Origin of the sequence: Burkholderia sp. IT-111MI5 (assembly GCF_949752865.1) — a bacterium.
Taxonomy (GTDB): domain Bacteria; phylum Pseudomonadota; class Gammaproteobacteria; order Burkholderiales; family Burkholderiaceae; genus Burkholderia; species Burkholderia pyrrocinia_C.
The window spans coordinates 23,463-50,260 of record NZ_CATKIF010000010.1 but is presented as its reverse complement, the minus strand read 5'-3'; the positions used below and the strand labels follow the sequence as shown (position 1 = coordinate 50,260).

Genomic DNA, 26,798 nt, shown 5'->3' with positions numbered 1-26,798 from the left:
ATTCGGGAGAGGAGCTCTTGTGAGCACGTTGATTGTTTCTTTGCCGCCGCGCGAGCCTGCCGTGCCGTTGCAGGAATGGCAGTGGCCCGAGCTGCCGTTCACGCTCGTCGACAAGGCCGGCCAGGTGCAGCGCGCGGGCCGCGCCGCGCTCGCGCTGCTGCCGCGCGCGAATGCGACGGTGCTGATCGTCGCCGCGCGCGACGTGCTGCTGCTGGCCGCGAAGGTGCCGCCGCTCAAGGGGCCGAAGCTGCGCCAGGCGCTGCCCAACATCGTCGAGGATCAGCTGATCCAGGATCCGCTCGGCTGCCACATCGCGCTCGATCCGGTCGCGCTGCCCGACGGGCGCCGCGTGCTGGCCGTGGTCGATCGCGCGTGGTTCCGCGCGATCTGCGACGCGTTCGCGGCGGCCGGCCACCGGCACCTGAGCGCGGTGCCCGCGACCCGCTGCCTGCCGGCGCCGCGCACGTCGGCCGAAACGGCTTCGGTCGCGCCGGTCGACGGTGAAGCGGCTGGCGCGGCGGATGCCGCGCTTGTCGCGGACGCGGTCGAGCCCCCCGCCCGCCCGGCGACGGTCGCCGCCGTGCTCGGGCTCGCGACGGCGGTCGAACCGGCGCTCGTCGAAGCCGGCGCGCTGCCGGCCGTGGCCGGTGCGCCGCGCCTCGAACTCGCGGTTGCGCGCGGTGCGCTCGGCGAAGGCTTCGCGGCGCCCGCGTCGCGCGCGGCCGGCACGCTGGCCGCGCTCGCGGGCGGCGGCGACGTCGAACTGTACGAACTCGGCGAGCCGGGCGCGGAGCCGCGGCTCGCGTCGGTCGGCCGCACCGACGGCCCGCTGCTGCCGGGTGCCGCGCCGCTGTCGTTCGACACGTTCGCGCGGCGCGCGCTGACCGAGCGTTTCGATCTGTGCCAGTTCGAATTCGAATCGCAGCCGTGGCGCTTCGACCGCGCGACGGTGAAGCGCCTGCGCGTGCCGATCGCACTCGTCGCGGCGACGCTCGGCGTCGCGGTGGTCGGGATGAACCTGCACTGGTGGAAGCTGTCGCGCGAGCGCGATGCGCTGTCCGCGCAGATCACCGAAACGCTGCTGTCCGCATTCCCGAAGACGACGACGGTGCTCGATCCGCCCGCGCAGATGCAGCGCCAGCTCGACCAGTTGCGCCTGGCGGCCGGCGAGCTGTCGCCGAACGATTTCCTCGCGCTGGCGAGCGGGTTGACGCGCTCGATGGGCGCGCTGCCGCTGAACGGCATCGCGTCGCTCGACTATCACGACCGGCGGCTCGACGTCGGCTTCAAGCCGGAGGTCAAGGTCGATCCCGATTTCACGCAGCGCCTCGCGCGCAACGGCCTGTCCGGCGAAGTCGACAGCAATACGGGCAAATGGACGATCCGGAGCCGCTCATGAAGACGGAACAACTGAACCAGACGCTGACCCAGTTCTGGGGCGAGCGCTCGCAGCGCGAGAAGATGCTGCTCGGCTGGGGCGGCGCCGTGCTGGCGGTCGCGATCGCGTATTCGGTGCTGTGGTCGCCGGCGCAGGAAGGCCGCGCGCGGATCCAGCGCGAGCTGCCGAATATGCGCCGCGAACTCGCGCAGATGACCGCGCAGGCGAACGAGGCGAAGTCGCTGACGGCCGCCGCGCAGGGCGTCGCGCCGACCGGCCTGGCGCTGAAGGACGCGCTGACCGCGTCGCTGTCCGATCACGGGCTGCAGGGTGCGCAGGTGCAGATCGTCGGCAACGGCGTGCAGATCCAGATGAAGAACGTGTCGTTTCCGGCATGGACGCAGTGGCTCGACGATGCGCGCCGGCAGTTCAAGGTGCAGGTCGGCGAGGCGCACGCGACCGCGCTGAAGGACGACGGCCAGGTCGACCTGACGGCCGTGATGCAACCGTCGACGCAGAAATGACGCAGTGGATGACGCAAGTGGCGGTCGGCCGATGAGGCCATGGACGAAGCGGCTCGCCACCGCATTGCCGTGGGTACTGGCGGGCGGACTGGCGACGGCGGTGACGCTCGTCGCGCTCGCGCCGGCCGCGTGGATCGCGCCGCAGTTCGCGCGCGCGACCGGCGGACACGTGAATCTCGTCGATCCGGACGGGTCGCTGTGGCACGGCTCGGGCACGCTGATGCTCGCGCCGGGCGCCGACCAGAGCGCGGCGACGCTGCTGCCGGGCCGGGTCGAATGGACCACGGGCTTCTGGCCGCTGCTGACCGGGCGCGTGCAGATGCGCATGCGCCAGACCGAGGCGATGCCCGATGCCGTCACGCTCGATGCGACGTGGCGTGGCGCGGTGCTGTCGGCGGGCACGATGGCCGTGCCGGCGTCGCTGCTCGCGGGGCTCGGCGCGCCGTTCAACACGCTCGACCTGCAGGGCGACGTGCGGCTCGGCTGGAGCGACTGGCGCCTGTTCGGCAACAACGCGTTCGGCCAGTTGACGGTGACGATCGACTCGATGAGTTCGCGCGTGTCGCGCGTGAAGCCGCTCGGTTCGTACCGCGCGGTGCTGCAGGCGAAGGGGGCGGGCGCCGATCTCGACCTGTCGACGAAGCAGGGCCCGCTGTTTCTCGACGGACACGGCAGCTTCGGCCCAGGCCAGGGATCGTTCCGCGGCACCGCGCATGCGGCGCCCGAGCAGCAGGCGAACCTCGCGGGGCTGCTGAACCTGCTCGGCCACCCGATCGGGAACAACGAGGTGTCGCTGATCTTCGGCGACGCGATGCGCTGACGCGCGCGTCAGCCTTGAGCACTAGCGAAACGCGCGATCGGTCTGAATGCCTTTCACCGATATTGCCCGGTCGGGCGCGCAATGCGCCAATCATTTCCTCGATGCGGATATCGGAGCGTCGGGTAATGAAACGAAGGGCCGGCAAGGCCGGCCCGTGCAACTTACTTGTCGCCTGTCGGCGTTTTCAGAACCCAATGCGACTCACCATTCGGTGTGGGCGGCATGATATTGCCGATACCGATAGAGCGTGTGTCCTTCGGATTTCCGACGGGATGCCACGTACCGCCCTGAGGACATTTTTCTCCGATTTTCGCGATCATTTTCGTAATCTCCTTGTTAATGACTGAATGTGCATCATGGTGTCGATGCAGTGAATTCGTAAGCTCAGTCATTAATAAGTTCAAGGATTTTATTTTGAGATGACGGAGAGAAGACAAAAATCAAACTTGATATAGTGATTTTTCAATTTCAAATATCAGTTTTTAGGACGTGACTGAAATATGTCATTTTCCGGTCATTTCGATAAACGGCATGGCATGCAGTCGTTCAACGAAAGGATTCGCGGCCTTCAGCGTCTCTTCCTTCAACGGCATTACAGCCGGTTCGGCAGTCGAGACGCCATGCGCACGGAACGCGATTTTCACTTCTGTGCGATCGGTGCGGCCGCTGCACTACTTGCCGGCACGGGCGCCGGCGCAGCCATGTCGCCGGTTTCGCGCGTCATGTCCGACGCATCCCAGCCGCCGCCGAGCGCCTTCACGAGCCCGACCGACGACACCATCCGCTGCCCGGCGATCGTCGCGAGCTTCTGCTGCGCGGTAAACGCGGTGGTCTGCGCGGTCAGCACGTTCAGGTACGCGACCGTGCCGGCCTTGTACTGGTTCGTGACGATCGCGAGCGAGTGCTCGGCGCTGTCGACGGCCTGCCGCTGCACGTCGATTTCCTGCGCGAGGATGCGCTGCGACGCGAGATTGTCCTCGACGTCCTGGAATGCGGTGAGCACCGCGAGGCGATACGCGGCGACGTCCTGGTCGTAGGTCGCGCGCGCGGCGTCGGTCTGCGCGGCGCGCAGCCCCGCGTCGAACAGCGTGGCCGCGAGTTGCGGGCCGACCGTCCAGAAACGCGCCGGCAGCGTGAACAGCTGCGACCACACCGAACTCTGGAAGCCGCCGGTGGCCGACAGCGTGAGCGTCGGGAAGAATGCGGAAATCGCGACGCCGATCTGTTCGTTCGCGGAAGCCGCGCGGCGCTCGGCGGCCGCGATGTCGGGCCGGCGCTCGAGCAGCGCGGACGGCACGTCGACCGGCGTGATCGGCGGCTCGGCCGCGAGCGGGTTCGGCGGCAGCGAGAAGGTCGACGCCGGTTCGCCGATCAGCGTCGCGATCGCATGCTCGTACTGCGCGCGTGCGACGCCGTTGTCGATCGACGCCGCCTGCGCACTCTGCAGTTGCGTCTGCGCCTGGATCACGTCCGCGCGCGCGGCGACGCCCTGCGCATACTGGTTCTGCGTGAGTTTCAACGACTGTTCGTACGACTTCACGGTGTCGTCGAGCAGCTTCTGCAGCGCATCGGACGTGCGCAGCTGGAAATAGGTTTGCGCGAGCAGCGCCTGCTGCGACAGCCGCGCGTTCGCGAGATCGGCCGCGGCGGCCGCTTCGCCGGCGCGCTGCGCGCTGACGGTGCGGCTCACCTTGCCCCACAGGTCGGGCTCCCAGCTCGCGTCGAGGCCGATGCTATAGCTGTTGCCGATCGATCCGGACGAGCCGCTGCCGAAACTCGACGAAGCGCTCGACGTGCGCGGCGTGCGGGCGCGCGAGCCCGACGCGGTCAGCCCGACGGTCGGGAAATACGCGGCGCGCGCCTCGGTGACGAGCGCGCGCGCCTGCCGGTATGCGGCCGCCGATTGCGCGATGGTCTGGTTCGACGCATTGAGCTTGCCGATCAGCGCATCGAGCTGCGGATCGTTGTAGACCGTCCACCACGGGCCGCGGTCGGCACGATCGGCGGGCTGCGCGACCTTCCAGCCGGCCGGCGCTTCCTTGAATGCGGCGGGAATCGACGTGTCGGGCCGGTGATAGTCGGGCCCGACGGCGCAGCCGGCGAGCAGCACGGCCGTCGCAACGGCGACGGCGGCGCTCAGCGGGCGAAGGGCGCGCGGGAGGGGGGCGTACGGCATCGTGGTTTTCCTGTCTGGGCGCGACGGCCGGCGAGCGGCGTCGCGCGATGCGGTCGTCATGCCGCTGGCGGACAAATGGTAACTGACGGCGGGGAAGCCGCGCAGCCCTAAGGGTACGGTGCGCGGCGGCCGGAATGTGTTACCGGCGCGAGCGGCCGGGTTACCGGCCATTACGGATCGCTTGCGGCGAGACAGCCGCGCGACAGCGGCCGCAGCGGGCGCGGCCGGCGATCAGTCGGAACAGGCAGGACAGTCGGGAAAGCGGGAGTGACGCGACGTCAGTGGCACCGCACGGGCACCGGGACGGGCTCGGTGGCGGGCCGCCATGACGACGGTTCCGTCGCGGCCGGCTGGCTCGTGCGGCGTGCGCCGCCCTTCGCATTGCGCTGCCGGCGATGATCGAACCATGCGAACCCGAGCGCCGCGAGCGAGCCGCCCGGCACGACCAGCATCGTCACGTACAGCGCGATTTTCCAGCCGCGGTGCGGCCCGGAAAACACATGATGAGCGGTATCGGTCAGGTTGCGGCGCAGCGCGCCGGCGGCATTTTTCAGGAACAGCATCGCGAACATCCTCGGATGCCCGGCAGCGCGGGCGAATCGGTCAGAACATAGTCTCCGGCAGTGCAACATGCACGTCGTAACTGGTTGCCTCAAATAATATTGACTAAGCAATCATTTTTCAAGATACTGGGCGCGTTTTAACCTGAAACGCACTGTTGCTGCGTGCGCAATCGCATGACCGGCAGCCTCTACGATCCCGAGAACATCGCGCTGGAAACGAGCCTCGGCTATTACCTGTCGAAGGCGAAGCAGGCGCTCGTCGAGCGGATGGATCGCGCGCTCGAGCCGCTCGACCTCACCGCACAGCAGATCGGCGTGATCCTGCTGCTGTCGCGAGGTTATGCGCGCACGCCGTTCGAGCTGTCCCGCAAGATGTCGTACGACAGCGGTTCGATGACGCGCATGCTCGACCGGCTCGAACGCAAGGGGCTGGTCGCGCGTTCGCGCAGCGAGCAGGACCGCCGGATGATCGAGCTGACGCTGACCGAGCGCGGCGCCGATGCGGCCCGCGCGCTGCCGTCGCTGATCGCGACCGCGCTCAACGCGCAGCTCGACGGTTTCTCGGCCGACGAACTCGCGACGCTCACCGGCCTGTTGCAGCGCTTCATCGCCAACGGGCCCGGCACGACCGGTTGCCCGAAGCCCGACGAACCGGACTGCTGATGCGCGCGGAGGCCTCATGTGTAGGTTAAGCATTCATTTATTTCTCTGTCTGGGCAGAAGATGACAAGGCACGTGCTGCGTTTCTTTCCTGATCCGTTCCACCCGGCCGGGCTGCGCTGCGTCGCGCACCCGTGCGTTGTGCCGGCGCGTCGCGCGCGCCGCGTCTAGGAGATTCCGATGTCCGCCACCACGGCATCCGCCGCCTCCCCCGCCGCCGAACCCGCGCCGCTGACCGGCGGCGCGCTCGCGCTGCTCACCGTCGGGCTCGCGCTCGGCACCTTCATGGAAGTGCTCGACACGTCGATCGCGAACGTCGCGGTGCCGACCATCTCGGGCAGCCTCGGCGTCGCGACGAGCGAAGGCACGTGGGTGATCTCGTCATATTCGGTCGCGTCCGCGATTGCGGTGCCGCTGACCGGCTGGCTCGCGCGGCGGGTCGGCGAGGTGCGGCTGTTTACGCTGTCGGTGCTCGCGTTCACGGTCGCGTCGGCGCTGTGCGGCCTCGCGACCAACTTCGAGACGCTGATCGCGTTCCGGCTGCTGCAGGGCCTCGTGTCGGGGCCGATGGTGCCGCTGTCGCAGACGATCCTGATGCGCAGCTACCCGCCTGCGAAGCGCGGGCTCGCGCTCGGGCTATGGGCGATGACGGTGATCGTCGCGCCGATCTTCGGCCCGCTGCTGGGCGGCTGGATCAGCGACAACTACACGTGGCCGTGGATCTTCTACATCAACCTGCCGATCGGCGTGTTCTCGGCGACCTGCGCGTACTTCCTGCTGCGCGGCCGCGAGACGAAGACGTCGAAGCAGCGGATCGACGCGGTCGGCCTCGCGCTGCTCGTGATCGGCGTGTCGTGCCTGCAGATGATGCTCGACCTCGGCAAGGATCGCGACTGGTTCAACTCGTCGTTCATCGTCGCGCTCGCGCTGATCGCGGTCGTGTCGCTCGCGTTCATGCTCGTGTGGGAGGCGACCGAGAAGGAGCCGGTGGTCGACCTGTCGCTGTTCAAGGACCGCAACTTCGCGCTCGGCGCACTGATCATCTCGTTCGGCTTCATGGCGTTCTTCGGCTCGGTCGTGATCTTCCCGCTGTGGCTGCAGACGGTGATGGGCTACACGGCCGGCAAGGCCGGCCTCGCGACCGCGCCGGTCGGGCTGCTCGCGCTGGTGCTGTCGCCGCTGATCGGCCGCAACATGCACCGGCTCGACCTGCGGATGGTCGCGAGTTTCGCGTTCATCGTGTTCGCGGGCGTGTCGCTGTGGAACGCGACGTTTACGCTCGACGTGCCGTTCAACCACGTGATCCTGCCGCGGCTCGTGCAGGGGATCGGCGTCGCGTGCTTCTTCGTGCCGATGACGACGATCACGCTGTCGAGCATCTCCGACGAGCGGCTCGCGAGCGCGTCGGGGCTGTCGAACTTCCTGCGCACGCTGTCGGGCGCGATCGGCACCGCGGCCAGCTCAACGTTCTGGGAAAACGACGCGATCTACCACCATGCACGGCTGTCGGAATCGGTGAGCGTCTACACGCAGAACACGACCGACTACCAGGGCGCACTCGCGCAGCTCGGCATCGTCGGGCAGACGGCCAACGCGCAGCTCAACCAGCTCGTCACGCAGCAGGGCTTCATGATGGCGACCAACGACTTCTTCCACCTGTCGGCGGTGATGTTCATCGCGCTCGCGGCGCTCGTGTGGATCACGAAGCCGAGGAAGGGCGCGGGGCCGGCGATGGGGCATTGATGGCGGCATGGCGCAGCGGCGTGTGTCCTAGATCTTCCGGCTGATTGCGCAGATCTCACTGCTCAATTAAACTAAGCCCAAGTTGTTGTTAAACTTAGTTTAATTGGGGATGCCATGCAGACCTACAACATGCACGACGCGAAGACGAATCTATCGCGCCTGATCGACGAAGCCGTCCATGCCGGTGAACCGTTCGTGATCGCAAAAGCCGGCAAGCCGCTTGTCAAGGTGGTGCCGATCGATACGCGGGAACCGGCTCCGCCGAGCCGGATCGGTTTCATGAAGGGACAGATTCGCGTCCCGGACGATTTCGACTCGATGGGCGGGGACGACATCCGGAAGCTGTTCGAGGGCGACGCGTGAAGCTGTTGCTCGATACCCATTTGATCCTCTGGGCCGCCGCCGACGCGGCGGAACTGCCGGGCCGCGCCCGTGCGCTCATCGAGGATTCCGCCCATACCCTGCTCTTCAGCGTGGCGAGTCTTTGGGAGATCGTCATCAAGCGTGGGCTGGACCGTGACGATTTCCAGGTCGAGCCGCATGTACTTCGCCGCAATCTGCTCGACGTCGGCTATGTGGAGCTGCCGATCACGAGCGCACACGTCCTCGCCGTCGAGCAGCTGCCGCCGGTGCATCGCGACCCGTTCGATCGCCTGCTGATCGCGCAGGCGATCTCCGAGGGCGTTACCCTGCTCACGCACGATCACACCGTCGCCCGGTATCCGGGCCCTGTCCAGCACGTCTGATCGTCCCCGCGCCCGGCCGTCACTCCCTCGCCCGCAACCCGCCGAACGCGAGATCGTCGACGGGAGCGACGGGCAGCGTCGCCCGTGCCACTTCCAGCCACGCGCGCGCCGCGTGCGACAGATACCCCTTCTTCAGCCAGCCGAGCGCGATCGCCCACGTGATTTCCGGTTCGACGATCGGCCGGCACGTGAACTGCCCCGCGTCGAGCCGCCGGCAGTACGGCTCCGGCAGCAGCGCGATGCCGACGCCCGCATGCACGAGCGCGGCCATGAAATCCCAATGGCCGCTGCGGCTCACGATCGACGGCGTGAAGCCGGCCTTCCTGCACGCGTCGAGCACCGCGTCGTGCAGCGCGAGGCTTTCCGCATAGAACACGAACGACTCGCGCGCGAGATCCGCGAGCGGTACGGTCGCTTGATCCTCCCAGCGCGACTCGCGCGGCGCGACGAGCCACAGCGGCGCGCGCACCATCGGCAGCCGCTCGAACACGGCCGGATCGACCGGCTCCAGCAGCCCGCCCAGCTCCAGCTCGCCCGACATCAGCGCCGCCTCGATCATCCGCGCGCCCTGCTCGAACAGCTTCAGCTCGATGTTCGGATAGCGCTGCTTGTACGCGGCGATGATCGGCGTGAACAGCGAACCGCCGAGCGGCGGGATGCCGATCGTCAGCTCGCCGCGCCCGAGCGTGCCGAGATCGTTCAGCTCAGACTGCAGCTGCGCCTGCGCGGCGAGCACGTCCTGGCCGCGCTGGAACACGATCCGCCCCGCGTCGGTCAGCACCATCTGCCGGCCGTCGCGCAGCAACAGCGGCGAACCGATCTCGTCCTCGAGCGCCTTCACCATCTTGCTGATGGTCGGCTGGGTCACGAACAGCTTGTCGGCCGCCGCGGTGAAGCTCTGCTGGCGGACCACCTCGACGAAGTACCGCAGCGCGCGCAATTCCATCGAAAACTCCCCACATTGGTGCAACGATTGCAAACCGAATTCCGAATTGGAATGCAAAGGATAGAGACAAGTCATTTTATTTATGGTTAGGGGAAACCCTATACTCACACCATCAACGGAATATCTGTATGGAGCCTGCCATGACCAAGCCGACCGCTACTGCCGCCGCCCGCCCCGCCGCTTCGGGCAGCATGACGCGCACCGGCCGGATCGCGCTGCAGGCCGCCGCGCTCGGCGCGCTGTGGCTGGCGGTCGACTGGGCCGTGCGCACGGTCGGGCTGCCGATCCCGTCCGGCGTGATCGGCCTCGCGGTGCTCCTCGTGCTGCTGTTCTCGGGCCGCGTCGCGCCCGCGTGGGTGAAGGACGGCGCGAACTGGCTGCTGTCCGACATGCTGCTGTTCTTCGTGCCGGCCGCCGTCGCGGCCGTCCAGTACGGCGGGCTGTTCCGCGAGGACGGCTGGCGCATCGCGCTGGTGATGCTCGCGGGCACCGCGTTCGTGATGGTCGCGGTGGCCGTCGCGGTCGACCTCGCCGCGAAGCTCGAACGCCGGCTCGCCGCGCAGCGCGTGTTCGCCGAACGCCGCCGTGCGCGCCTGAGCGCCGTGTCCGCCCACTGAGCCGGAGCCGCGCATGCCTGCCTTGCTGTCGAACCTGTCCGCCGACAAGGTGAATACCGCGATCTCGTTCGGCTGCTTCGTGCTGACGGTCGTGCTGTATTTCGTGTCGAAGCGGCTCTACGCGTACAGGAAGACGCTGCTGTTCTCGCCGCTCGTGTTCGTGCCGGGCGTGCTGGTGCTGCTCGTCTTGCTGACCGGCATCCCGTACTCGGTCTATTTCCGCGACACGCGCTGGCTGATGTGGCTGCTCGGCCCGGCGACGATCGCGTTCGCGGTGCCGATCTATGAATATCGCGACCTGATCCGCCGGCACTGGCTGTCGCTGTCGGTCGGCGTCGCGGTCGGGATCGGCGCGGGCGTGTGCGGGTCGCTGCTGCTCGCGAAGCTGCTGCACCTGTCGCCCGAACTGCAGCGCTCGCTGATGACGCGCTCGGTGTCGACGCCGTTCGCGCTCGCCGTGTCGGACAAGATCCACGCGCCGAAGGACCTCACGGCCCTGTTCGTGATCGCGACCGGCATCTGCGGGATGCTGCTCGGCGAGATCGTGCTCGCGCTCGTGCCGATGCGCACGCGGCTCGCGCGCGGCGCGCTGTTCGGCGCGGCCGCCCACGGCGTGGGCACCGCGAAGGCGCGCGAGATCGGCAGCGAGGAAGGCGTCGTGTCGAGCCTCACGATGATGATCGCCGGCGTCGCGATGGTACTGATCGCGCCGCTGCTGACGCTGCTGCCGATCTGAGCACCCGCGCCGGGCGGCTGGCGCCTGCCGGTCGTGCCGGGCCACCCCCGGCCCGCGCCCTGAATGACGGCCTTCCGCCGCTGCTCCCACCCTGCATCGGGCCGCGCCGGCCGACAATCGGCTGAGATAGCCGCAAATCCCCCCTCTTTTCCGCCCATCGGGCTCGGCCCGGATGCCGAACAATGCATGCTACGAGACATCACGCACGCATTCACATGGCCTCCACGACCGCAAACCCGACCGCCGACAAGCCGGCTTCCTCCGGCAAGTTCAAGCGCATCGCGCTCATCGCCGTCATCGCGCTGGGCGCGGCCGCCGCCGCAGCCGGCGGCATGTACGTGTTCCTGAGCAAGGAAGGCGTCGGCCATGCGAGCGCGCCTGCCGAGCCGCCGCCGCTAGCCGCGCCGGTATTCTTCCCGCTCGACCCGCTGACCGTGAACCTGCAGTCGGACGACGGCGCGCAGCACTACCTGCGCGTCGGCCTGTCGCTGAAGCTCACCGACCCGAAGGCGCAGGAGCAACTGACCGCGCGGATGCCGGAGATCCGCAGCCGGATCCTGCTCGCGCTGTCGAACAAGCATCCCGAGGATCTCGCGACGCCGGACGGCAAACGTTCGCTCTCGAAGGAACTGCGGGAACTGATCGAGCAGCCGACGCAGCCGGGCAACCAGCGCGCGAAGGTCGACGACGTGTTGTTTACCGAATTCGTCGTCCAGTAACGCGGCCGCGAAAGGAGCGCGCATGGGCCACCAGGAGTTCATGTCCCAGGAGGAGGTCGATGCCCTCCTCAAGGGCGTCACGGGCGAAACCGATTCAGTCGACGAGCTGCGCGACACATCGGGCGTCCGCCCCTACAACATCGCGACGCAGGAGCGGATCGTCCGCGGCCGGATGCCCGGCCTCGAGATCATCAACGACCGCTTCGCGCGCTTGCTGCGGATCGGCATCTTCAACTTCATGCGGCGCACGGCCGAAATCTCCGTGAGCCAGGTGAAGGTGCAGAAGTACAGCGAGTTCACCCGCAACCTGCCGATCCCGACGAACCTGAACCTGGTGCACGTGAAGCCGCTGCGCGGCACGTCGCTGTTCGTGTTCGACCCGAACCTCGTGTTCTTCGTCGTCGACAACCTGTTCGGCGGCGACGGGCGTTTTCACACGCGCGTCGAAGGCCGCGATTTCACGGCCACCGAGCAGCGGATCATCGGCAAGCTGCTGAACCTCGTGTTCGAGCACTACGCGACCGCATGGAAGAGCGTGCGGCCGCTGCAGTTCGAGTTCGTGCGCTCGGAGATGCACACGCAGTTCGCGAACGTCGCGACGCCGAACGAGATCGTGATCGTCACGCAGTTCTCGATCGAGTTCGGGCCGACGGGCGGCACGCTGCACATCTGCATGCCGTACTCGATGATCGAGCCGATCCGCGACGTGCTCAGTTCGCCGATCCAGGGCGAGGCGCTCGAAGTCGACCGCCGCTGGGTGCGCGTGCTGTCGCAGCAGGTGCAGGCCGCCGAAGTCGAGCTGTGCGCGAATCTCGCCGAGATCCCGTCGACGTTCGAGAAGATCCTGAACCTGCGCGCGGGCGACGTGCTGCCGCTGGAAATCGCCGACACGATCACCGCGAAGGTCGACGGCGTGCCGGTGATGGAGTGCGGCTACGGAATTTTCAATGGTCAATATGCGTTGCGCGTGCAGAAGATGATCAGCGCGGGCGATTCGATGAAGGAAGGTGGATATGAGTGAGCTGAACCAGACGCCCGAGGACGACGTGCAAGCCATCGCCGATGCGGCCCTTGCGGCATCGGCCGCCGACGCGCAGGCGGCACCGGCCGCTGCGGAAGAGGAACAGGGCCTGGACGACTGGGCCGCCGCGCTTGCCGAGCAGAACCATCAGCCGGTGCAGGCGGGCGCGACGGGCGCCGGCGTGTTCCAGCCGCTGTCGAAGGCCGCGGCGAACTCGACGCACAACGACATCGAGATGATCCTCGACATCCCGGTCAAGATGACCGTGGAGCTCGGCCGCACGAAGATCGCGATCCGCAACCTGCTGCAGCTCGCGCAGGGCTCGGTGGTCGAGCTGGACGGCATGGCGGGCGAGCCGATGGACGTGCTCGTGAACGGCTGCCTGATCGCGCAGGGCGAGGTGGTGGTCGTCAACGACAAGTTCGGCATCCGCCTGACCGACATCATCACGCCGGCCGAACGCATCCGGAAGCTGAATCGATGAACGTCGCGAAGCCCGGCCGCCGCGCACGCATCGCGATCGCGGCGGCGGCCGTCGCCGCTTCGCTTTTCGTGTCGCTCGCCAGCGCGCCGGCCGGCGCCGCCGACATGAACGCGGTGAACCACGCCGGTTCGATCGCGTCGAGCGTGACGGTCGGCTCGGCCGCGCCGTCGCTCGGCATCGGCGCGGTGTTGCAGACGCTCGTCGGGCTCGCGGTCGTGATCGGTCTCGTATTCGCGTGCGCGTGGCTCGCGCGCCGCTTCGGTTTCCAGCCCGCGCGGCGCGGCGGCCCGCTGAAGGTCGTGTCGAGCGTCGGGCTCGGCGCGAAGGAAAGCGCGACGATCGTCGAGATCGGCGACACCTGGCTCGTGCTCGGCGTCGCGCCGGGCAACGTGCGGCTGCTGCACACGCTGCCGGCCAGCCCGGCGGCGGCAACCGCCGCCGCGGCATCGGGTTCGGCCGACGCACCCGCCGGCGTCGCCTCGTCCGAAGGCGGCCTGCCCGGCACGTTCGGTTCGCGGTTTCGCGACGCGCTCGCGGGCGAAGCCGCGAAGCGGCTCGGTCGCGGCAAGGACCGCTGACATGGCGCCGCGCCCTCTTTCCGTTCCCGCCTTCCGATGAAACACGAATTCCTGCGTCGCGCGGCGCGCTTCGCGCCCGTGCTGATCCTCTGCGTCGCCCCTGCGCTCGCGTACGCGCAGGCGAACGGCCTGCCCGCGTTCAACACAAGCCCGGGCCCGCACGGCGGCACCACCTATTCGCTGAGCGTGCAGACGATGCTGCTGCTCACGATGCTGTCGTTCCTGCCGGCGATGGTGTTGATGATGACGAGCTTCACGCGCATCATCATCGTGCTGTCGCTGCTGCGCCAGGCGCTCGGCACCGCGACGACGCCGCCGAACCAGGTGCTCGTCGGCCTCGCGATGTTCCTCACCTTCTTCGTGATGTCGCCGGTGCTCGACCGCGCGTACAACGACGGCTACAAGCCGTTCTCCGACGGCACGATGCCGATGGAGCAGGCCGTGCAGCGCGGCGTCGCGCCGTTCAAGACCTTCATGCTGAAGCAGACCCGCGAGACCGATCTCGCGCTGTTCGCGAAGATCTCGAAGGCCGCGCCGATGCAGGGGCCCGAGGACGTGCCGCTGTCGCTGCTGGTGCCGGCGTTCGTCACGAGCGAGCTGAAGACGGGTTTCCAGATCGGCTTCACGGTCTTCATCCCGTTCCTGATCATCGACATGGTCGTCGCGAGCGTGCTGATGTCGATGGGGATGATGATGGTGTCGCCGTCCACCGTGTCGCTGCCGTTCAAGCTGATGCTGTTCGTGCTGGTCGACGGCTGGCAATTGCTGATCGGCTCGCTCGCACAGAGCTTCACGTAAGCAGCGGAGGAATCGCGCGATGACGCCCGAACAAGTGATGGCCCTCGCGCACCAGGCGATGATGGTCGGCCTGCTGCTCGCCGCTCCGCTGCTGCTGGTCGCGCTCGCGGTCGGCCTCGTCGTGAGCCTGTTCCAGGCCGCGACGCAGATCAACGAGGCGACGCTGTCGTTCATCCCGAAGCTGCTCGCGGTCGCCGCGACGCTCGTGATCGCCGGCCCGTGGATGCTGACGACGATGCTCGACTACCTGCGGCAGACGCTGCTGCACGTCGCGACGCTCGGCGCCGGCTGAGCCGCGCTTAACCCCCGGCGGCGATGTTCTCGGTTACCTACGCGCAGCTCAACGGCTGGCTCACCGCCTTCCTGTGGCCGTTCGTGCGGATGCTCGCGCTCGTCGCGACGGCGCCCGTCATCGGTCACGCGGCGGTGCCCGTGCGCGTGAAGATCGGCGTCGCCGCGTTCATGGCGCTGGTCGTCGCGCCGACGCTCGGCGCGATGCCGGACGTCACCGTGTTCTCCGCGCAGGGCATCTGGATCGTCGTCACGCAGTTCCTGATCGGCGTCGCGATGGGCTTCACGATGCAGCTCGTGTTCGCGGCCGTCGAGGCGGCCGGCGACTTCATCGGGCTGTCGATGGGCCTCGGCTTCGCGACCTTCTTCGATCCGCACACGAGCGGCGCGACGCCCGTGATGGGGCGCTTCCTGAACGCGGTCGCGATGCTCGCGTTCCTCGCGGTGGACGGCCATCTGCAGGTGTTCGCCGCGCTCGCCGCATCGTTCCAGTCGCTGCCGGTGTCGGCCGACCTGCTGCACGCGCCCGGCTGGCGCACGCTTGCCGCATTCGGCGCGACCGTGTTCGAGATGGGGCTGCTGCTCGCGCTGCCGGTGGTCTCGGCGCTCTTGATCGCGAACCTCGCGCTCGGCATCCTGAACCGCGCGGCGCCGCAGATCGGCGTGTTCCAGGTCGGCTTTCCGGTGACGATGCTCGTCGGACTGCTGCTCGTGCAGCTGATGGTGCCGAACCTCGTGCCGTTCGTGTCGCACCTGTTCGACATGGGGCTGGATGCGATGGGGCGTGTGCTGCTCGGCTGGCGCTGACGCGCGGGTCATTCGTCGCGAGGTACAGGCGCTGCCTCGGCCGAGTCATTACGATTTCGTGTGGATTCAGCGCCTATTCATCCGGCCAATTGGCGACGATTCTACCGATTGACCCGGGAGTGATGCGTTCGCGTCAGATGAGGATACTTGCCAGCGTGTTGCGGGCGGCATGGGCGGTGGCGACGACCAAAAAGGGACGGCCGCCGGGGTAATCACGCAGCACGAAGACCGTTGCGAAAATCAGCCCGCCCCATAAAGCGACTGCCACGTACAGGATGCTGTAGCCGTGCGTCGCACCGAACACAAGAGTTGAAGCACCGATGGCTGACCAAACACTCGCTCCGAATGCGCGGCGAATCAACCGAATGGGAAGCCACTGGAAAAGAAATGTTTCCACTATCGGTACAGCGAGTGAGCCAACAAACAGGCGGGTCAACAGGTCGTGCTTCACTATTTCAGGCAGCGCGCCGGCAGACGAGCCAAATGGAAGTTCGAATACAAATTGGCCAACCCAGACAAAAATGCCGGCGACGTATGTGAGAACCCAAGTCAGAAGTGCCGAGACGAGCACCGGGCCGCGCGAGATAGTGCGAATCACACGGCTATCAAGACAGTCTCCCATTACAATTCGCCGTTCATTCAAAGGGAAATCTCCAGGCAAAATTTCACCGATGAAAATGTTCGAAAAATAGTCCTAAATAAACGTCGAACCTATCGCGGAACATCCAATTTTTGCTGATGTCGCCGCTTGCCGAAAACAGGCGGGGCGTTGACGGCCACCAACATGGGAACACCAGTGCTGCCGTCGCAACTGGCGAGGCTTGTCAAATTGTCGATTTGTTAGCTGATGGCGGCATTTCGCTCCGACCGGACTTCCTCGGCGTTCTCCTTTGCAGCGGCGCGCTTGCCTGGGCTTCGCGCGGCGAGCCGCTATCCCCTTTTAATGCACTGTCGCATTCCGCCCTTCGCGGCCCCGCCGGTACCAGCCGAAAATTGGACAAACGGCGATATCGTGCCGTCACGCATGACTGAATAATCCCCTGCTTTGCGGCGTAACCTCGCCGCGGTTCTTGCGACCGACATGCAGCGGCGCATACAGGCAGATGATTTCGACACGATCCTTCCGGCTGGTGGCCGTTCTCGGCTGGCTCGGCGCCGCATGGCCGGTGCATGCGGCCGACCTGCTCGACGCGGTGAACGCGGCGCGGCGCTTCGATGCGGGCATCGGCGCGGCTCGCAACGCGCAGCTCGCCGGTCGCGAGAAACGCTGGCAGGGTCTTGCCGGGCTGCTGCCACGCGCCGAACTCACCGGCAACTACACGAAGCAGGACCAGCCCACTGCGGCGTATGCGGCAGCGGTCCGCCGTCACAGCGCTTCCGCAACCGTCACCCAGCCGCTGTTCGATGTGTCGCGCGTCGCCGATTTCAAGCGTGGCGGCACGCTTGCCGACCAAGCGGACATCGAGTACGAGAAGGCCGCACAAACGCTGATCAACGACGTCGCCAACGCCTATTTCGACGTCCTGTACGGACGCGAAGTGCTGCAGGCTGCCGAAGCCGCACAGCAGGCGTTCGGCAAGCAACTCGACCAGGCGCAGGCTGCGCTGCGGATCGGCGACGGCACGCGCACCGACGTCGACGAGGCGCGCGCGAATCTCGACGAAGCACTGGCGCGCACGGTCGGCGCGCAAACGGATCTGGCGGTCGCGAGCGGCACGCTGCAGCGGATCACCGGGCTGACGGCGGCCGAGCTGGCGCCGATCTCGTGGCAATGTGCGACACCGGCCGCACCGGCCGATCTAGCGACCGCGATGGACGGTGCGACGCGCGACAACGTCGACGTGCGGATCGCCGACAAGCAGCTCGACCAGTCGCAGGCCGACATCGTCGCCGCGACGGGCGCGCACCTGCCGGTCGTGAACCTGCAGGCGAGCTATGGCACGAACTGGAGCCGCGGCGCCAACGAGAACGGGCTCGACTCGGTGTTCGGCACGACGTCGAAAACCCGTTCGTCGATGATCGGCGTGACGGTCACGATCCCGCTGTTCGCCGGCGGCGGCCCGCTGTCGGCGAGCCGCGAAGCCTACCGGCGGCGCGACCAGGCACGCGACGCGCTCGAGGATGCACGCCGCAAGGCCCGCGAGCGCGCCCGTGCCGCCTATCTCGGCATCACCAACGGCCTCGCGCTGATCCGCGCGCAGGAGCGCGCGCTCGCGTCGGCCGACAGCAAGGTGAAGTCGACCCACCTGGGCCGCGAGGTCGGGCTGCGCACGCAGATCGACGAACTCAACGCGCAGCAGCGCTATTTCGAGGCGGTCCGCGATCTCGCGGACGCGCGCTATCGCTATCTGCGCGCACGGCTGCAACTGTCGGCCGCGCTCGGCACGCTCGGCGAAGCGGACGTCGCCGCGATTGCATGCCGCCCGGCAGGCTGACCATGCGCGATTCCGTCTCCCTCCATTCGATCCCACCGGTAGCGACACATGACTGATTCGCTGTTCCGTCAGGAAGCGCTCGACGCGACCAAGCACAAGCTGATGGGCACGGTCAGCCTGTATTCGCCGCCGTGGCGCTGGCTGACGATCGGTGTCGCGACGGCTGCGGCGCTTGCGGTCGTCGCGTTCTTCGTGCTCGGTACCTACACCAAGCGCGAGCGCGTCGCCGGCCAGCTGCTGCCCGCGAAAGGGCTGCTGGCCATCATCCCGCCGCTGACGGGCACGGTGATCGACACGCGCGTGCGCGAGGGGCAGACCGTCGCGGCCGGCGCCGAGCTGATGGCCGTGTCGGCCGAAGTTGCGACCGAGCTCGGCGGCACGCGCGAGCGGGTCCGCGAACAGCTGGATCTTCAGCGTGCGCGCCTCGAGACCGATCTCGCGAGCCAGTCGCAACTGAGTGGCGAGGCGAAACGCGGGCTGCATGCGCGCACCGCGGCGCTGAACGACCAGCTCGCTCAGATCGCGCTGCAGAAGACGCAGCGCACGCGCCAGGCCGAACTCGCGCAGCGGCAGCTCGGCAAGCTGCAGTCGATGCGCGAGCAGGGCTACGCGTCGAACAGCCAGGTCGAGCAGCAGGAAGCCGCGCTGCTCGATGCGCAGGCGCGGCTGCAGGATCTCGCGCGCCAGCGGCTCGACGTCGAGCAGCAGCTCGACCAGATCCGCCAGCAGCTGCGCGAATTGCCGCTCAATACCCGCAATCAGCAGAACGACATCGAGCGCAAGCTCGCCGACGTCGACCAGTCGATCGCCGAAAACGAGGCGCGCCGCGCGGTGATTCTGCGCGCACCTCAGGCGAGCGTCGTTGCGACGCTGCTCGCGAAACCGGGGCAGGTCGTCAACGCGGGCCAGTCGGTCGTGTCGCTGCTGCCGCAGGGCGCATTGCTCGAGGCGCAATTGATGGTGCCGAGCCGCGCGATCGGCTTCGTGCGCACCGGCGCGCGCGTCGTGCTCCGCTACGAGGCCTACCCGTTCCAGAAATTCGGCCAGCAGTTCGGCCGCGTGACCGACGTGTCGCGCACCGCGCTGTCGCCTCAGGAGGTCGCGAACCTCACCGGGCGCACCAACGTGCCCGAGCAGCTGTACCGCGTGGTCGTCGCGCTCGATCGCCAGGACATCGTCGCGTACGGCAAGCGCGAAACGCTGCGACCCGGGATGGCGCTCGAGGCCGACGTGCTGATCGACCAGCGCCGGCTGATCGAGTGGGTGCTCGAGCCGCTGTACGCGCTCGGCCGCCGCGCGTCGGCATGAACGCCCCGCGCATTCGATTCGCTATGGAGCCTGTTGAACGATGAAATGGATGGATGCCCTGCAATTCGGCTGGCGCCGCCGCCTGCCCGTGATGCTGCAGACGCAGGCGGCCGAGTGCGGGCTCGCGTGCGTCGGGATGATCGCGAGCTATCACGGCCGCGATCTCGACCTCGTCAGCCTGCGCAGACGCTTCAGCCCGTCGCTGAAAGGGGCGACGCTCAACGACGTGATGCTGATGGCCTACCGGCTCGGCCTCGCGTCGCGCGCGCTGCGACTCGAACTCGACGAGCTCGGCAAGCTGCGGCGCCCGTGCATCCTGCACTGGGACATGAATCACTTCGTCGTGCTGAAGTCGGTGTCGCGCAGCGGGATCACGATCCACGATCCCGCGCGCGGCGTGCGCGACGTGCCGCTTGCCGAGGTGTCCGACCACTTCACGGGCGTCGCGCTGGAGCTGATGCCGTCGCCGTCGTTCGCGCGGGCGCGCGAGCGCGAATCGATCTCGATGGCGACGCTCATCGGCGGCGTCACCGGCATCCGCGCGGCATTCGCGCAGGTGCTGCTGCTGTCGGTCGCGCTCGAGGTGTTCGGCATCGTCACGCCGTTCTACATGCAGTGGGTGATGGACCAGGTGCTCGTGTCGGCCGATGCCGATCTGCTGACGCTGCTCGGCATCGGCTTCCTGCTCGTCGTGCTGTTCCAGAACGCAGTCGCGGCGCTGCGCTCGTGGGTCGTCACGTGGTTCTCGAGCCTGCTTGGCGTGCAGTGGACGGCAAACGTTTGCTCGCACCTGTTCAGGCTGCCGATGACGTACTTCGAGCAGCGCCACATCGGCGACGTCGTGTCGCGGTTCGGCGCGATCGGCACGATCCAGGGCACGCTCACGACGCAATTCGTCGGTGCGCTGCTCGACGGCGTGATGGCGATCGTCACGCTCGCGATGCTGTTCGTCTACAGCCCGACGCTCACGTGGCTCGTGCTCGGGCTGTTCGCCGCGTACGGCGCGATCCGCTGGCTCGCATACCGGCCGTTCCGGCAGGCGAACGAGGAACACATCGTGTACGCGGCCCGCGCGGAATCGAACCTGCTCGAGTCGATCCGCGGCGTGCAGGCGATCAAGCTCGCGAACAAGCAGGAGGCGCGCGTGGCGACCTATGCGAATGCCGTGGTCGAGACGACCAACAAGAACGTCGTGATCCAGCGGCTGTCGATCGGCTTCTCGACGCTGCAGGGCGTGATCTCCGGCGCGGGCCGCGTGGCGCTCGTGTGGCTGGCCGCGAAACAGGTGATCGACGGGCAGTTCTCGGCGGGGATGCTGGTCGCGTTCGTCAGCTTTGCCGATCAGTTCATGGCGCGCGGCGCGGGCCTGATCGGCACGGTGATCGATTTCCGGATGCTGCGGCTGCACGGCGAGCGGCTCGCCGACATCGTGCTGACCGACGCCGAAGCCGACATGGAAGCGAAGGCCGCGCGCGCGCCGGCGGCGGGCGGCCACGCGGCGGCGCCCGCGATCGACGTGCGCGACGTGCGCTTTCGCTACACGGAGACCGAACCGTGGGTGCTCGACGGCTGCTCGTTCTCGATCGCGCCGGGCGAATCGGTCGCGCTCGTCGGGCCGTCGGGCCAGGGCAAGACCACGATGGCGAAGGTGCTGCTCGGCCTGCTGACGCCCGAGCACGGCAGCGTGCGCGTCGACGGCGTCGACATCCGCAAGCTCGGGCTCCATCAGCACCGCGAGCTGATCGGCTGCGTGATGCAGGACGACATCCTGTTCGCCGGCTCGATCGCCGACAACATCGGCTTCTTCGATCCGCAGCCCGACCAGGCGCGCATCGAGGAAGCCGCGCGGCTCGCGCAGATTCACGACGACATCGCGGCGATGCCGATGGGCTATCAGAGCCTCGTCGGCGACATGGGCTCGTCGCTGTCCGGCGGCCAGTGCCAGCGCGTGCTGCTCGCCCGCGCGTTCTACCGGAAACCCGCGATTCTCGTGCTCGACGAGGCGACCAGCCATCTCGACGTCGAACGCGAGCGGCTGATCAACGACGCGGTGCGCGCGATGAACATCACGCGGATCATCATCGCGCACCGGCCGGAGACGATCCGGAGCGCGGATCGCGTCGTCGAACTCGCGCGAGGCAGCGCACGCGAAATGGGCGTCGACGCGCGGTTCGATCCGGCGGCCGCCTAGCGCCGCCGCAAGTGGAGTGCCCGTCGCGCGCGATGCGCGACGGGAAAGCCGATGCCGATCCGGCTTTCGACGATCGGCAATGCGTAACTGTAAGGAGAACTTCAAATGCGCGAGTTGACCACGATGGAATTGAATGAAGTAAGCGGCGGCTTTTTCCGCAACATGGGGGCGGGGGTGCTGGGCGGCATTGCAGGCCTGGTTGCCGGCGGCTTCAAGGGTGCCGCAACGGGCGGCAGCACGGGCGGCATCCTGGGCGCAGGCATCCTCAGTGCCGGTGTGGGCCTGCTCGTCGGCGCCGGACTGGGCCTGCTCGGCGGCAAGGTCTACGGCTGGGTCAATGGGGCGCAGCAGACGCTCAAGGTCTTCAACCGCGTGATGGAAGGCCTGTTCGACCCGAACCTGCCGGCACCGAAGTAATGCGAGGCCGGGCACCGTTCCTGCGGTGCCTGCTGCCGTCATAGCACCGGCCGGCATGCCGGCCATGCCAATCCGATTTCGTCAGAAGGTGAATCATGCGTGAAATCAGCAAGATGGAACTCGCAACCGTTTCGGGCGGCGCCATCGCCGACTGGATCAACAGCCTGTTCAAGCCGGGCGCGCCAAGCGAACCCTGGGTCAATCCGTTTCCTTCGGACAACACCCAGACGGGCGCCGTCGAGACGCTCGGCAAGGTCGTCTTCGCAGCAGGCGTCGCGCTCGCGGCCGCGGCGACCGTGTCGGTCCTCGCAGCTCTCGCCGCCGCGGCTCGCCCGACCGGCCGATAGGCAAGCGTTCGGTGCGACGACTCGCAATCCTTACGACTTGCGTACCGATTGCTTCGGTCGCTTCGACACGCTACTCAACCCCGCGGCCCGCATCGGCCAACGGGATCGTGAACGGGCGCCGTTTTTGGATGGATTGCGATAGTCGGAACGGATGCGGGCAAGTTAATTTTATCTCTCCCGACACGCTTGCGTGCCCGGTGGGAATTTTTGAGCGATTAAAAGGGATACCTGATCATGATGAAGAAAATTCTGATGGCCTCCGCAACGGCGTCGGCGATGTCGTTCATGCCGCTCGCGGCGCATGCATACGACGGCACCATCAACATCACGGGTGCGCTGAGCGGCGCCAGCTGCACCATCAAGGTCAACGGTGCCGACAACAACGGTACGGTCCAGCTTCCGAGCGTGGGCGCGGCTTCGCTTGCGTCGAAGGGCGCGGTAACGGGCGCGACGAACTTCACCATCGCGCTCAGCAACTGCACGAACGCGGGCCAATCGGTGCGCGCGTTCTTCGAGGCCGGCCCGAACGTCAACGGCGCGGACGGCACGCTCTACAACCGCGCACAGACCAACGCCGCGACCAACGTCGCCGTGCAGCTTCTCGACATGGACGGCAAAGCGCTGAAGGCCGGTGACGTCAGCCAGCGCAATGGCCGTCCGGTCGACCTCGTCAACAACGCGGCCTCGATGGTCTATAGCGCGCAGTACTACTCGCTCGGCTCGGCGACGGCCGGCAGCGTAAGCACGTCGGTCACGTATTCGATCGACTATCTGTAAGCCGTCATGCCGGCCGTCTCGTACGGCCGGCATCGACGACTCGCACGACGCGGGCCATTCCGGCCCGCGGTATCGCCGTTCCGGGGAAGCGTCCCGTCGCGCGGCCTTCCCCCTCCCTCTTCATCGAACGATGCACTCGCTCCTCTCGTTTCTCTTCCGCCGGTTGCCGATCTGCGCATGCGTCGTGCTGGCTTGCACCGTACAGCACGGCATCGCGGGCGTGATCATTTCCGGCACGCGCCTCGTCTATCCGGCCGGCGATCGGGAGATCACCGCCAAGATCGACAACGTCGGCACCGATCCGGCGCTCGTGCAGGCATGGCTCGACGACGGCGACCCGCGCTCGCGCCCGGGCACGGCCAAGGTGCCTTTCGTGTTGATGCCGCCGATCTTTCGCGTCGATCCGGGCAAGGGACAGACGTTGCGCATCGTCTATACCGGCGATCCGCTGCCGCAAGACCGGGAATCCGTGTTCTGGCTGAACGTACTCGACATTCCGCCGAAAACCGCCGATCAACCGTCGACGACCATGCTGCAGCTCGCGTTCCGTTCGCGAATCAAGGTGTTCTTCCGGCCGGCCGGCCTCGATGCCGATGGGGCGGTCGATGCGGCCAAAGGTGTGAAATGGTCGCTCGCGCCCGCGCCGGACGGCAGCAAAGGCTACCTGTTGCGCGCGACCAATCCGTCGCCGTTCAACGTCACCGTGCTGTCGGCGCAGGTCGTGCACGACGGCCGCACGTACACGATCGACGACGGCGCGATGATCGCGCCCGCTGCCGACCGTCTGTTTGCACCGAACATGCCGCTGCCGAGCCTCCCGGCCGGCACGAAGCTCGACTATTCGACGATCAACGACTTCGGCACCGACGTGAAGTGGCCGGCGGTGCTCGAGGCCACGCCTTGATTCGACCTCGGCATTCGAGCCGCCTGCGCGCGTCGCCGGGCGACGCGAGTCGGATTCGAACCGAGCCCGCGGCCCGTCGGCGATCCGTCCCATTCGAGCATCCGAAACGAAGCCCATGAAATGCATCCATCCCGCATCCGGTCCGCGCACCGGTCGGCCGACGCTCGCGCTTCGGCGGTCGTACGCGACGGCGTTGCTCGCGTGGTCGGCACTGCCGCTCGGCGCAGCGGCAAGCGAGCTTGCGCCCGCCGATTCGCAACCCCGGATCGGCGGGCCGGGCCACGGTGATGCACTGCCGTCCCGGGCGCTGCAGTTCGACCCGGACTTCGTGCTGACGTCGCCGGACGGCGGAATCGACCTGTCCCGTTTCGAGAAGGGCAACCCGGTCTGGCCCGGCGAATACCGGGCCGACGTGTACCTGAACGGGGCGCTGCTCGGCCGCGACGACGTCACCGTGCGCGAATCGGGCGCAAACGGCCCGCAAGTGTGCTTCAGCCGCCGCATGCTCGACAGGATCAATGCGGATACGAGCCGGATCGCGCCCGAAGCGCTCGCGTCGCTCGCCGATCCCGCCGCGTGCGAATCGTTCGATGCGCTGCTGCCGGGTGCGTCGGCGTCGTTCGACGCCGGCTCGGCGCGCCTCGACATCCATGTCCCGCAAGCGCTGTTGCGCCGCACGGCCCGCGGCTACGTCGATCCGTCGATGTGGGACAGCGGCGTGACCGCGGGATTCGTCGGCTACAGCGCGAATCTCTACGGAAACGTCGCGAACGGCCGGAGCGACAGCGCGGCATACGTCGGACTGAACGCCGGCATCAATGCGGGCGGATGGTACTTCCGTCACGACGGCGCGCTGAACTGGCAGAATCGCGGCGGCCAGCACTACAGCATCACCAACACCTACGTTCAACGCGACCTGACGGCGCTCAAGGCGCGCGTCAGGCTCGGCGACGCGAACACGTCCGGCGAGCTGTTCGATACGTTTCCGTTTCGCGGCGTGCAGATCGCCAACGACGATCGCATGTGGCCCGATTCCCGTCGCGGTTATGCGCCGGTCGTTCGCGGCATCGCGAATTCGAATGCGCGCGTGACCGTGCGCCAGAGCGGCGCGGTCATCTACGAAACGACCGTGCCGCCCGGCCAGTTCGTGATCGACGACCTCTATCCGACCGGTTACGGCGGCGATCTCGACGTGACCGTCACCGAATCGGACGGCAGCGAGCGCGTATTCAAGGTGCCGTACGCATCGGTCGTGCAGTCGCTGCGGCCCGGCATGAACCGGTTCGGTTTCGTCGCGGGCGTGGTGCGCAAGAGGAACCTGTCGTATACGCCGCGCATCGTGCAGGCAACCTACGCGCGTGGCGTGTCCAACCTGCTGACGCTGTATGGCGGCGTGCTCGCGAACGAGGACTACCAGAACCTGCTCGTCGGCGGTGCGTTCAACACGCCGATCGGCGCGATGGCGCTCGACGTGTCCGGCGCATTCACGTCGTCGAACGGCCGGCGGGCACGCGGCGCGAGCGTGCGCATCACGTACAGCAAGACGCTGGAAGCGACGAACAGCAACCTGTCGGTGGCCGCGTATCGCTTCTCGTCGTCCGGCTATCTCGATCTCGACAACGCGCTCGCCTACGTCGACAACGCCAGGCGCAACGCGACAGGCCTCGCTGCACAGCCGCTCTGGCGCGCGCGCAACCGGGTATCGGTCACCGCGTCGCAGCGGTTCGGCGACAACGGCGGCCAGTTGTTCGTGAGCGCGTACACGCAGAACTACTGGGAGCGCCGCGGCACCGATACGCAATTCCAGATCGGCTACAGCAACCGTTTCCGCGTCGTCGACTACAGCATCTCGGTCAACCGCGCACGCGCGATCGGCGGCGACGTCGATACGCAGTACATGCTGACCGTGTCGCTGCCGCTCGGTCGCTCGGCGCAAGCGCCGCGCGCGAGTGCGAACGTCGCGCACGACAGCGTGCGCGGCGTCACGTCGATGATGACCGCGAGCGGTTTCGTCGGCACGCGGAACCAGGGCAGCTATTCGGTTTCCGCGTCGCGCGACGCGGGTGCGACGTATTCGGGCAGCGTGTCCGGCCAGTACCGCACGCCGTACACGACGGTTCAGGGCGCGTTCGCCAAGGGCGATCGCTACGGGTCGGGCTCGGTCGGATTGAGCGGCTCGATCGTCGCGCATCCGGGTGGCGTAACGGCGTCACCCTATGCAGCCGACACGGTTGCCGTCGTCGCGGCGCCGGCGGCGGGTGGCGCCAGGGTGGTCGGATACGGCGGCGTCGCACTCGACGGGCGCGGCTATGCGGTCGTGCCGTACCTGAATCCGTACCGGCTCAACCAGATCGAGATCGACCCGCGCGGCCTGCCCGCCGACGTCGAGCTGCAGACGACGAGCCTGCAGGTGGCGCCGCGTCAGGGCGCCGTCGTGATGCTGCGCTACCCGACCGTGAAGGGGCGTGCGCTGCTGATTCATGCATCGACGCCGACCGGCCGGGAATTGCCGTTCGGCGCGCCGGTATTCGACGCGCGCGGCAACAACGTCGGCGTGGTGTCGCAGGGCGGCCAGATCTATGCGCGCATCGCGGAACCGGACGAAAAGCTGACGGTGAAATGGGGGCACGCCGACGCGTGGCAATGTTCGATCCGCGTGGCGTTGCCGCCGCTCGACGCCGGCGCGCGGCAGGTCGCCATCCAGCGCATCGACGCCCCATGCGAATTCGACGCGCGGCCGCCCGGTCCCGGCGATGCGCCGCGGCACGCGGCCCCGCCTGCATGACGGCGCCCGGCACGCGCGCACGACAAC

30 protein-coding genes are annotated in these 26,798 nt (G+C 67.5%); 24 read left to right on the top strand and 6 right to left on the bottom strand.

Annotated features, from left to right (window positions below; translation table 11 throughout):
* The first annotated feature begins 19 nt into the window (after nucleotides 1–19).
* The 3 genes from gspL to ACM6JT_RS07945 are packed head-to-tail and all read left to right on the top strand — an operon-like array spanning nucleotide 20 to nucleotide 2,722.
* Complete coding sequence (gene gspL / locus ACM6JT_RS07955; RefSeq protein ID WP_414856235.1) at nucleotides 20–1,399, top strand: type II secretion system protein GspL; 1,380 nt, start codon at nucleotides 20–22, stop codon at nucleotides 1,397–1,399.
* The gene (gene gspM, locus ACM6JT_RS07950; protein ID WP_034183975.1) at nucleotides 1,396–1,902 is read left to right on the top strand and encodes a type II secretion system protein GspM; all 507 of its coding nucleotides are present in this window, start codon (nucleotides 1,396–1,398) and stop codon (nucleotides 1,900–1,902) included. Before gspL ends, gspM begins: the two co-directional genes overlap by 4 nt.
* Before the next feature lie 31 nt (nucleotides 1,903–1,933).
* Nucleotides 1,934–2,722 carry a type II secretion system protein N gene (locus ACM6JT_RS07945; protein ID WP_217590095.1) on the top strand — a complete coding sequence of 263 codons (789 nt, stop codon included), beginning with the start codon at nucleotides 1,934–1,936 and terminating at the stop codon, nucleotides 2,720–2,722.
* A 161-nt stretch (nucleotides 2,723–2,883) separates the two neighbouring features.
* On the opposite strand, the gene ACM6JT_RS07940 is transcribed toward ACM6JT_RS07945, so the two are convergent.
* The 4 genes from ACM6JT_RS07940 to ACM6JT_RS07925 all read right to left on the bottom strand — a co-directional run bounded on the left by ACM6JT_RS07940 (nucleotide 2,884) and on the right by ACM6JT_RS07925 (nucleotide 5,461).
* Nucleotides 2,884–3,042 (bottom strand): hypothetical protein, encoded by a 159-nt coding sequence (locus tag ACM6JT_RS07940; RefSeq protein WP_414856234.1) that lies wholly within the window; start codon nucleotides 3,040–3,042, stop codon nucleotides 2,884–2,886.
* Between the two features lie 183 nt (nucleotides 3,043–3,225).
* Nucleotides 3,226–3,366, bottom strand: a complete 141-nt coding sequence (locus tag ACM6JT_RS07935) for a hypothetical protein (protein WP_414856233.1) — start codon at nucleotides 3,364–3,366, stop codon at nucleotides 3,226–3,228.
* Nucleotides 3,363–4,898 (bottom strand): efflux transporter outer membrane subunit, encoded by a 1,536-nt coding sequence (locus tag ACM6JT_RS07930; RefSeq protein ID WP_414856232.1) that lies wholly within the window; start codon nucleotides 4,896–4,898, stop codon nucleotides 3,363–3,365. Before ACM6JT_RS07930 ends, ACM6JT_RS07935 begins: the two co-directional genes overlap by 4 nt.
* Nucleotides 4,899–5,176: 278 nt before the next feature.
* Nucleotides 5,177–5,461, bottom strand: a complete 285-nt coding sequence (locus tag ACM6JT_RS07925) for a multidrug ABC transporter ATPase (RefSeq protein ID WP_081938587.1) — start codon at nucleotides 5,459–5,461, stop codon at nucleotides 5,177–5,179.
* A 174-nt stretch (nucleotides 5,462–5,635) separates the two neighbouring features.
* Here ACM6JT_RS07925 and ACM6JT_RS07920 point away from each other — a divergent pair, with 174 nt between their 5' ends.
* The 4 genes from ACM6JT_RS07920 (at nucleotide 5,636) to ACM6JT_RS07905 (ending at nucleotide 8,610) form a co-directional block, all read left to right on the top strand.
* Nucleotides 5,636–6,124, top strand: a complete 489-nt coding sequence (locus tag ACM6JT_RS07920) for a MarR family winged helix-turn-helix transcriptional regulator (RefSeq protein WP_072442598.1) — start codon at nucleotides 5,636–5,638, stop codon at nucleotides 6,122–6,124.
* Between the two features lie 177 nt (nucleotides 6,125–6,301).
* Nucleotides 6,302–7,864 (top strand): DHA2 family efflux MFS transporter permease subunit, encoded by a 1,563-nt coding sequence (locus ACM6JT_RS07915; protein ID WP_105390354.1) that lies wholly within the window; start codon nucleotides 6,302–6,304, stop codon nucleotides 7,862–7,864.
* 114 nt (nucleotides 7,865–7,978) lie between these two features.
* Nucleotides 7,979–8,227 carry a type II toxin-antitoxin system Phd/YefM family antitoxin gene (locus tag ACM6JT_RS07910; RefSeq protein ID WP_060364783.1) on the top strand — a complete coding sequence of 83 codons (249 nt, stop codon included), beginning with the start codon at nucleotides 7,979–7,981 and terminating at the stop codon, nucleotides 8,225–8,227.
* Entirely contained in the window at nucleotides 8,224–8,610 is a 387-nt protein-coding gene (locus tag ACM6JT_RS07905) for a type II toxin-antitoxin system VapC family toxin (protein ID WP_131945705.1), read from the top strand. The genes ACM6JT_RS07910 and ACM6JT_RS07905 overlap by 4 nt, the downstream gene beginning before the upstream one ends.
* A 19-nt stretch (nucleotides 8,611–8,629) precedes the next feature.
* Here ACM6JT_RS07905 and ACM6JT_RS07900 read toward each other — a convergent pair whose 3' ends face one another.
* Nucleotides 8,630–9,556: a LysR family transcriptional regulator gene (locus tag ACM6JT_RS07900; protein ID WP_034183796.1), complete on the bottom strand. Its 927-nt coding sequence runs from the start codon at nucleotides 9,554–9,556 to the stop codon at nucleotides 8,630–8,632.
* 140 nt (nucleotides 9,557–9,696) lie between these two features.
* On the opposite strand from ACM6JT_RS07900, the gene ACM6JT_RS07895 reads away from it, so the two are divergent.
* The 9 genes from ACM6JT_RS07895 to fliR all read left to right on the top strand — a co-directional run bounded on the left by ACM6JT_RS07895 (nucleotide 9,697) and on the right by fliR (nucleotide 15,607).
* Nucleotides 9,697–10,173 carry a CidA/LrgA family protein gene (locus ACM6JT_RS07895; RefSeq protein ID WP_034183795.1) on the top strand — a complete coding sequence of 159 codons (477 nt, stop codon included), beginning with the start codon at nucleotides 9,697–9,699 and terminating at the stop codon, nucleotides 10,171–10,173.
* A gap of 13 nt (nucleotides 10,174–10,186) precedes the next feature.
* Nucleotides 10,187–10,909: an LrgB family protein gene (locus ACM6JT_RS07890; RefSeq protein WP_034183794.1), complete on the top strand. Its 723-nt coding sequence runs from the start codon at nucleotides 10,187–10,189 to the stop codon at nucleotides 10,907–10,909.
* A gap of 182 nt (nucleotides 10,910–11,091) precedes the next feature.
* Nucleotides 11,092–11,628 carry a flagellar basal body-associated protein FliL gene (gene fliL / locus ACM6JT_RS07885; protein WP_051983809.1) on the top strand — a complete coding sequence of 179 codons (537 nt, stop codon included), beginning with the start codon at nucleotides 11,092–11,094 and terminating at the stop codon, nucleotides 11,626–11,628.
* A 22-nt stretch (nucleotides 11,629–11,650) separates the two neighbouring features.
* Nucleotides 11,651–12,649 carry a flagellar motor switch protein FliM gene (gene fliM / locus ACM6JT_RS07880; protein WP_034183792.1) on the top strand — a complete coding sequence of 333 codons (999 nt, stop codon included), beginning with the start codon at nucleotides 11,651–11,653 and terminating at the stop codon, nucleotides 12,647–12,649.
* Nucleotides 12,642–13,133, top strand: a complete 492-nt coding sequence (gene fliN / locus ACM6JT_RS07875) for a flagellar motor switch protein FliN (RefSeq protein ID WP_034183791.1) — start codon at nucleotides 12,642–12,644, stop codon at nucleotides 13,131–13,133. Before fliM ends, fliN begins: the two co-directional genes overlap by 8 nt.
* Entirely contained in the window at nucleotides 13,130–13,711 is a 582-nt protein-coding gene (fliO, locus tag ACM6JT_RS07870) for a flagellar biosynthetic protein FliO (protein WP_414856231.1), read from the top strand. Before fliN ends, fliO begins: the two co-directional genes overlap by 4 nt.
* Nucleotides 13,712–13,747: 36 nt before the next feature.
* On the top strand, nucleotides 13,748–14,509 hold the full coding sequence (fliP, locus tag ACM6JT_RS07865) for a flagellar type III secretion system pore protein FliP (RefSeq protein ID WP_414856230.1): 762 nt from the start codon (nucleotides 13,748–13,750) through the stop codon (nucleotides 14,507–14,509).
* A gap of 19 nt (nucleotides 14,510–14,528) precedes the next feature.
* A complete protein-coding gene (gene fliQ / locus ACM6JT_RS07860; RefSeq protein ID WP_131945615.1) occupies nucleotides 14,529–14,801 on the top strand; it encodes a flagellar biosynthesis protein FliQ in 273 nt (90 codons plus the stop codon).
* 23 nt (nucleotides 14,802–14,824) lie between these two features.
* The gene (fliR, locus tag ACM6JT_RS07855) at nucleotides 14,825–15,607 is read left to right on the top strand and encodes a flagellar biosynthetic protein FliR (RefSeq protein ID WP_414856229.1); all 783 of its coding nucleotides are present in this window, start codon (nucleotides 14,825–14,827) and stop codon (nucleotides 15,605–15,607) included.
* Nucleotides 15,608–15,740: 133 nt separating this feature from the next.
* Here the strand turns inward: fliR and ACM6JT_RS07850 are convergent, their stop codons facing one another.
* Nucleotides 15,741–16,205, bottom strand: coding sequence for a type II CAAX prenyl endopeptidase Rce1 family protein (locus tag ACM6JT_RS07850; protein WP_414856228.1), 465 nt, complete (start codon nucleotides 16,203–16,205; stop codon nucleotides 15,741–15,743).
* A gap of 505 nt (nucleotides 16,206–16,710) precedes the next feature.
* On the opposite strand from ACM6JT_RS07850, the gene ACM6JT_RS07845 reads away from it, so the two are divergent.
* The 8 genes from ACM6JT_RS07845 (at nucleotide 16,711) to ACM6JT_RS07810 (ending at nucleotide 26,771) form a co-directional block, all read left to right on the top strand.
* Nucleotides 16,711–18,042, top strand: a complete 1,332-nt coding sequence (locus tag ACM6JT_RS07845) for a TolC family outer membrane protein (RefSeq protein ID WP_414856227.1) — start codon at nucleotides 16,711–16,713, stop codon at nucleotides 18,040–18,042.
* Nucleotides 18,043–18,090: 48 nt separating this feature from the next.
* The gene (locus ACM6JT_RS07840) at nucleotides 18,091–19,350 is read left to right on the top strand and encodes an HlyD family secretion protein (RefSeq protein ID WP_034183786.1); all 1,260 of its coding nucleotides are present in this window, start codon (nucleotides 18,091–18,093) and stop codon (nucleotides 19,348–19,350) included.
* Nucleotides 19,351–19,399: 49 nt separating this feature from the next.
* Nucleotides 19,400–21,541, top strand: a complete 2,142-nt coding sequence (locus ACM6JT_RS07835; protein WP_414856226.1) for a peptidase domain-containing ABC transporter — start codon at nucleotides 19,400–19,402, stop codon at nucleotides 21,539–21,541.
* Nucleotides 21,542–21,646: 105 nt separating this feature from the next.
* Complete coding sequence (locus ACM6JT_RS07830; RefSeq protein WP_034183784.1) at nucleotides 21,647–21,958, top strand: hypothetical protein; 312 nt, start codon at nucleotides 21,647–21,649, stop codon at nucleotides 21,956–21,958.
* A 95-nt stretch (nucleotides 21,959–22,053) separates the two neighbouring features.
* Complete coding sequence (locus ACM6JT_RS07825) at nucleotides 22,054–22,305, top strand: hypothetical protein (protein ID WP_034183783.1); 252 nt, start codon at nucleotides 22,054–22,056, stop codon at nucleotides 22,303–22,305.
* A 234-nt stretch (nucleotides 22,306–22,539) separates the two neighbouring features.
* Nucleotides 22,540–23,082 (top strand): fimbrial protein, encoded by a 543-nt coding sequence (locus ACM6JT_RS07820; RefSeq protein ID WP_243712248.1) that lies wholly within the window; start codon nucleotides 22,540–22,542, stop codon nucleotides 23,080–23,082.
* Nucleotides 23,083–23,212: 130 nt separating this feature from the next.
* A complete protein-coding gene (locus tag ACM6JT_RS07815) occupies nucleotides 23,213–23,986 on the top strand; it encodes a molecular chaperone (protein WP_131946628.1) in 774 nt (257 codons plus the stop codon).
* A gap of 115 nt (nucleotides 23,987–24,101) precedes the next feature.
* Entirely contained in the window at nucleotides 24,102–26,771 is a 2,670-nt protein-coding gene (locus ACM6JT_RS07810; protein WP_131946627.1) for a fimbria/pilus outer membrane usher protein, read from the top strand.
* The last annotated feature ends 27 nt before the right edge of the window (nucleotides 26,772–26,798 follow it).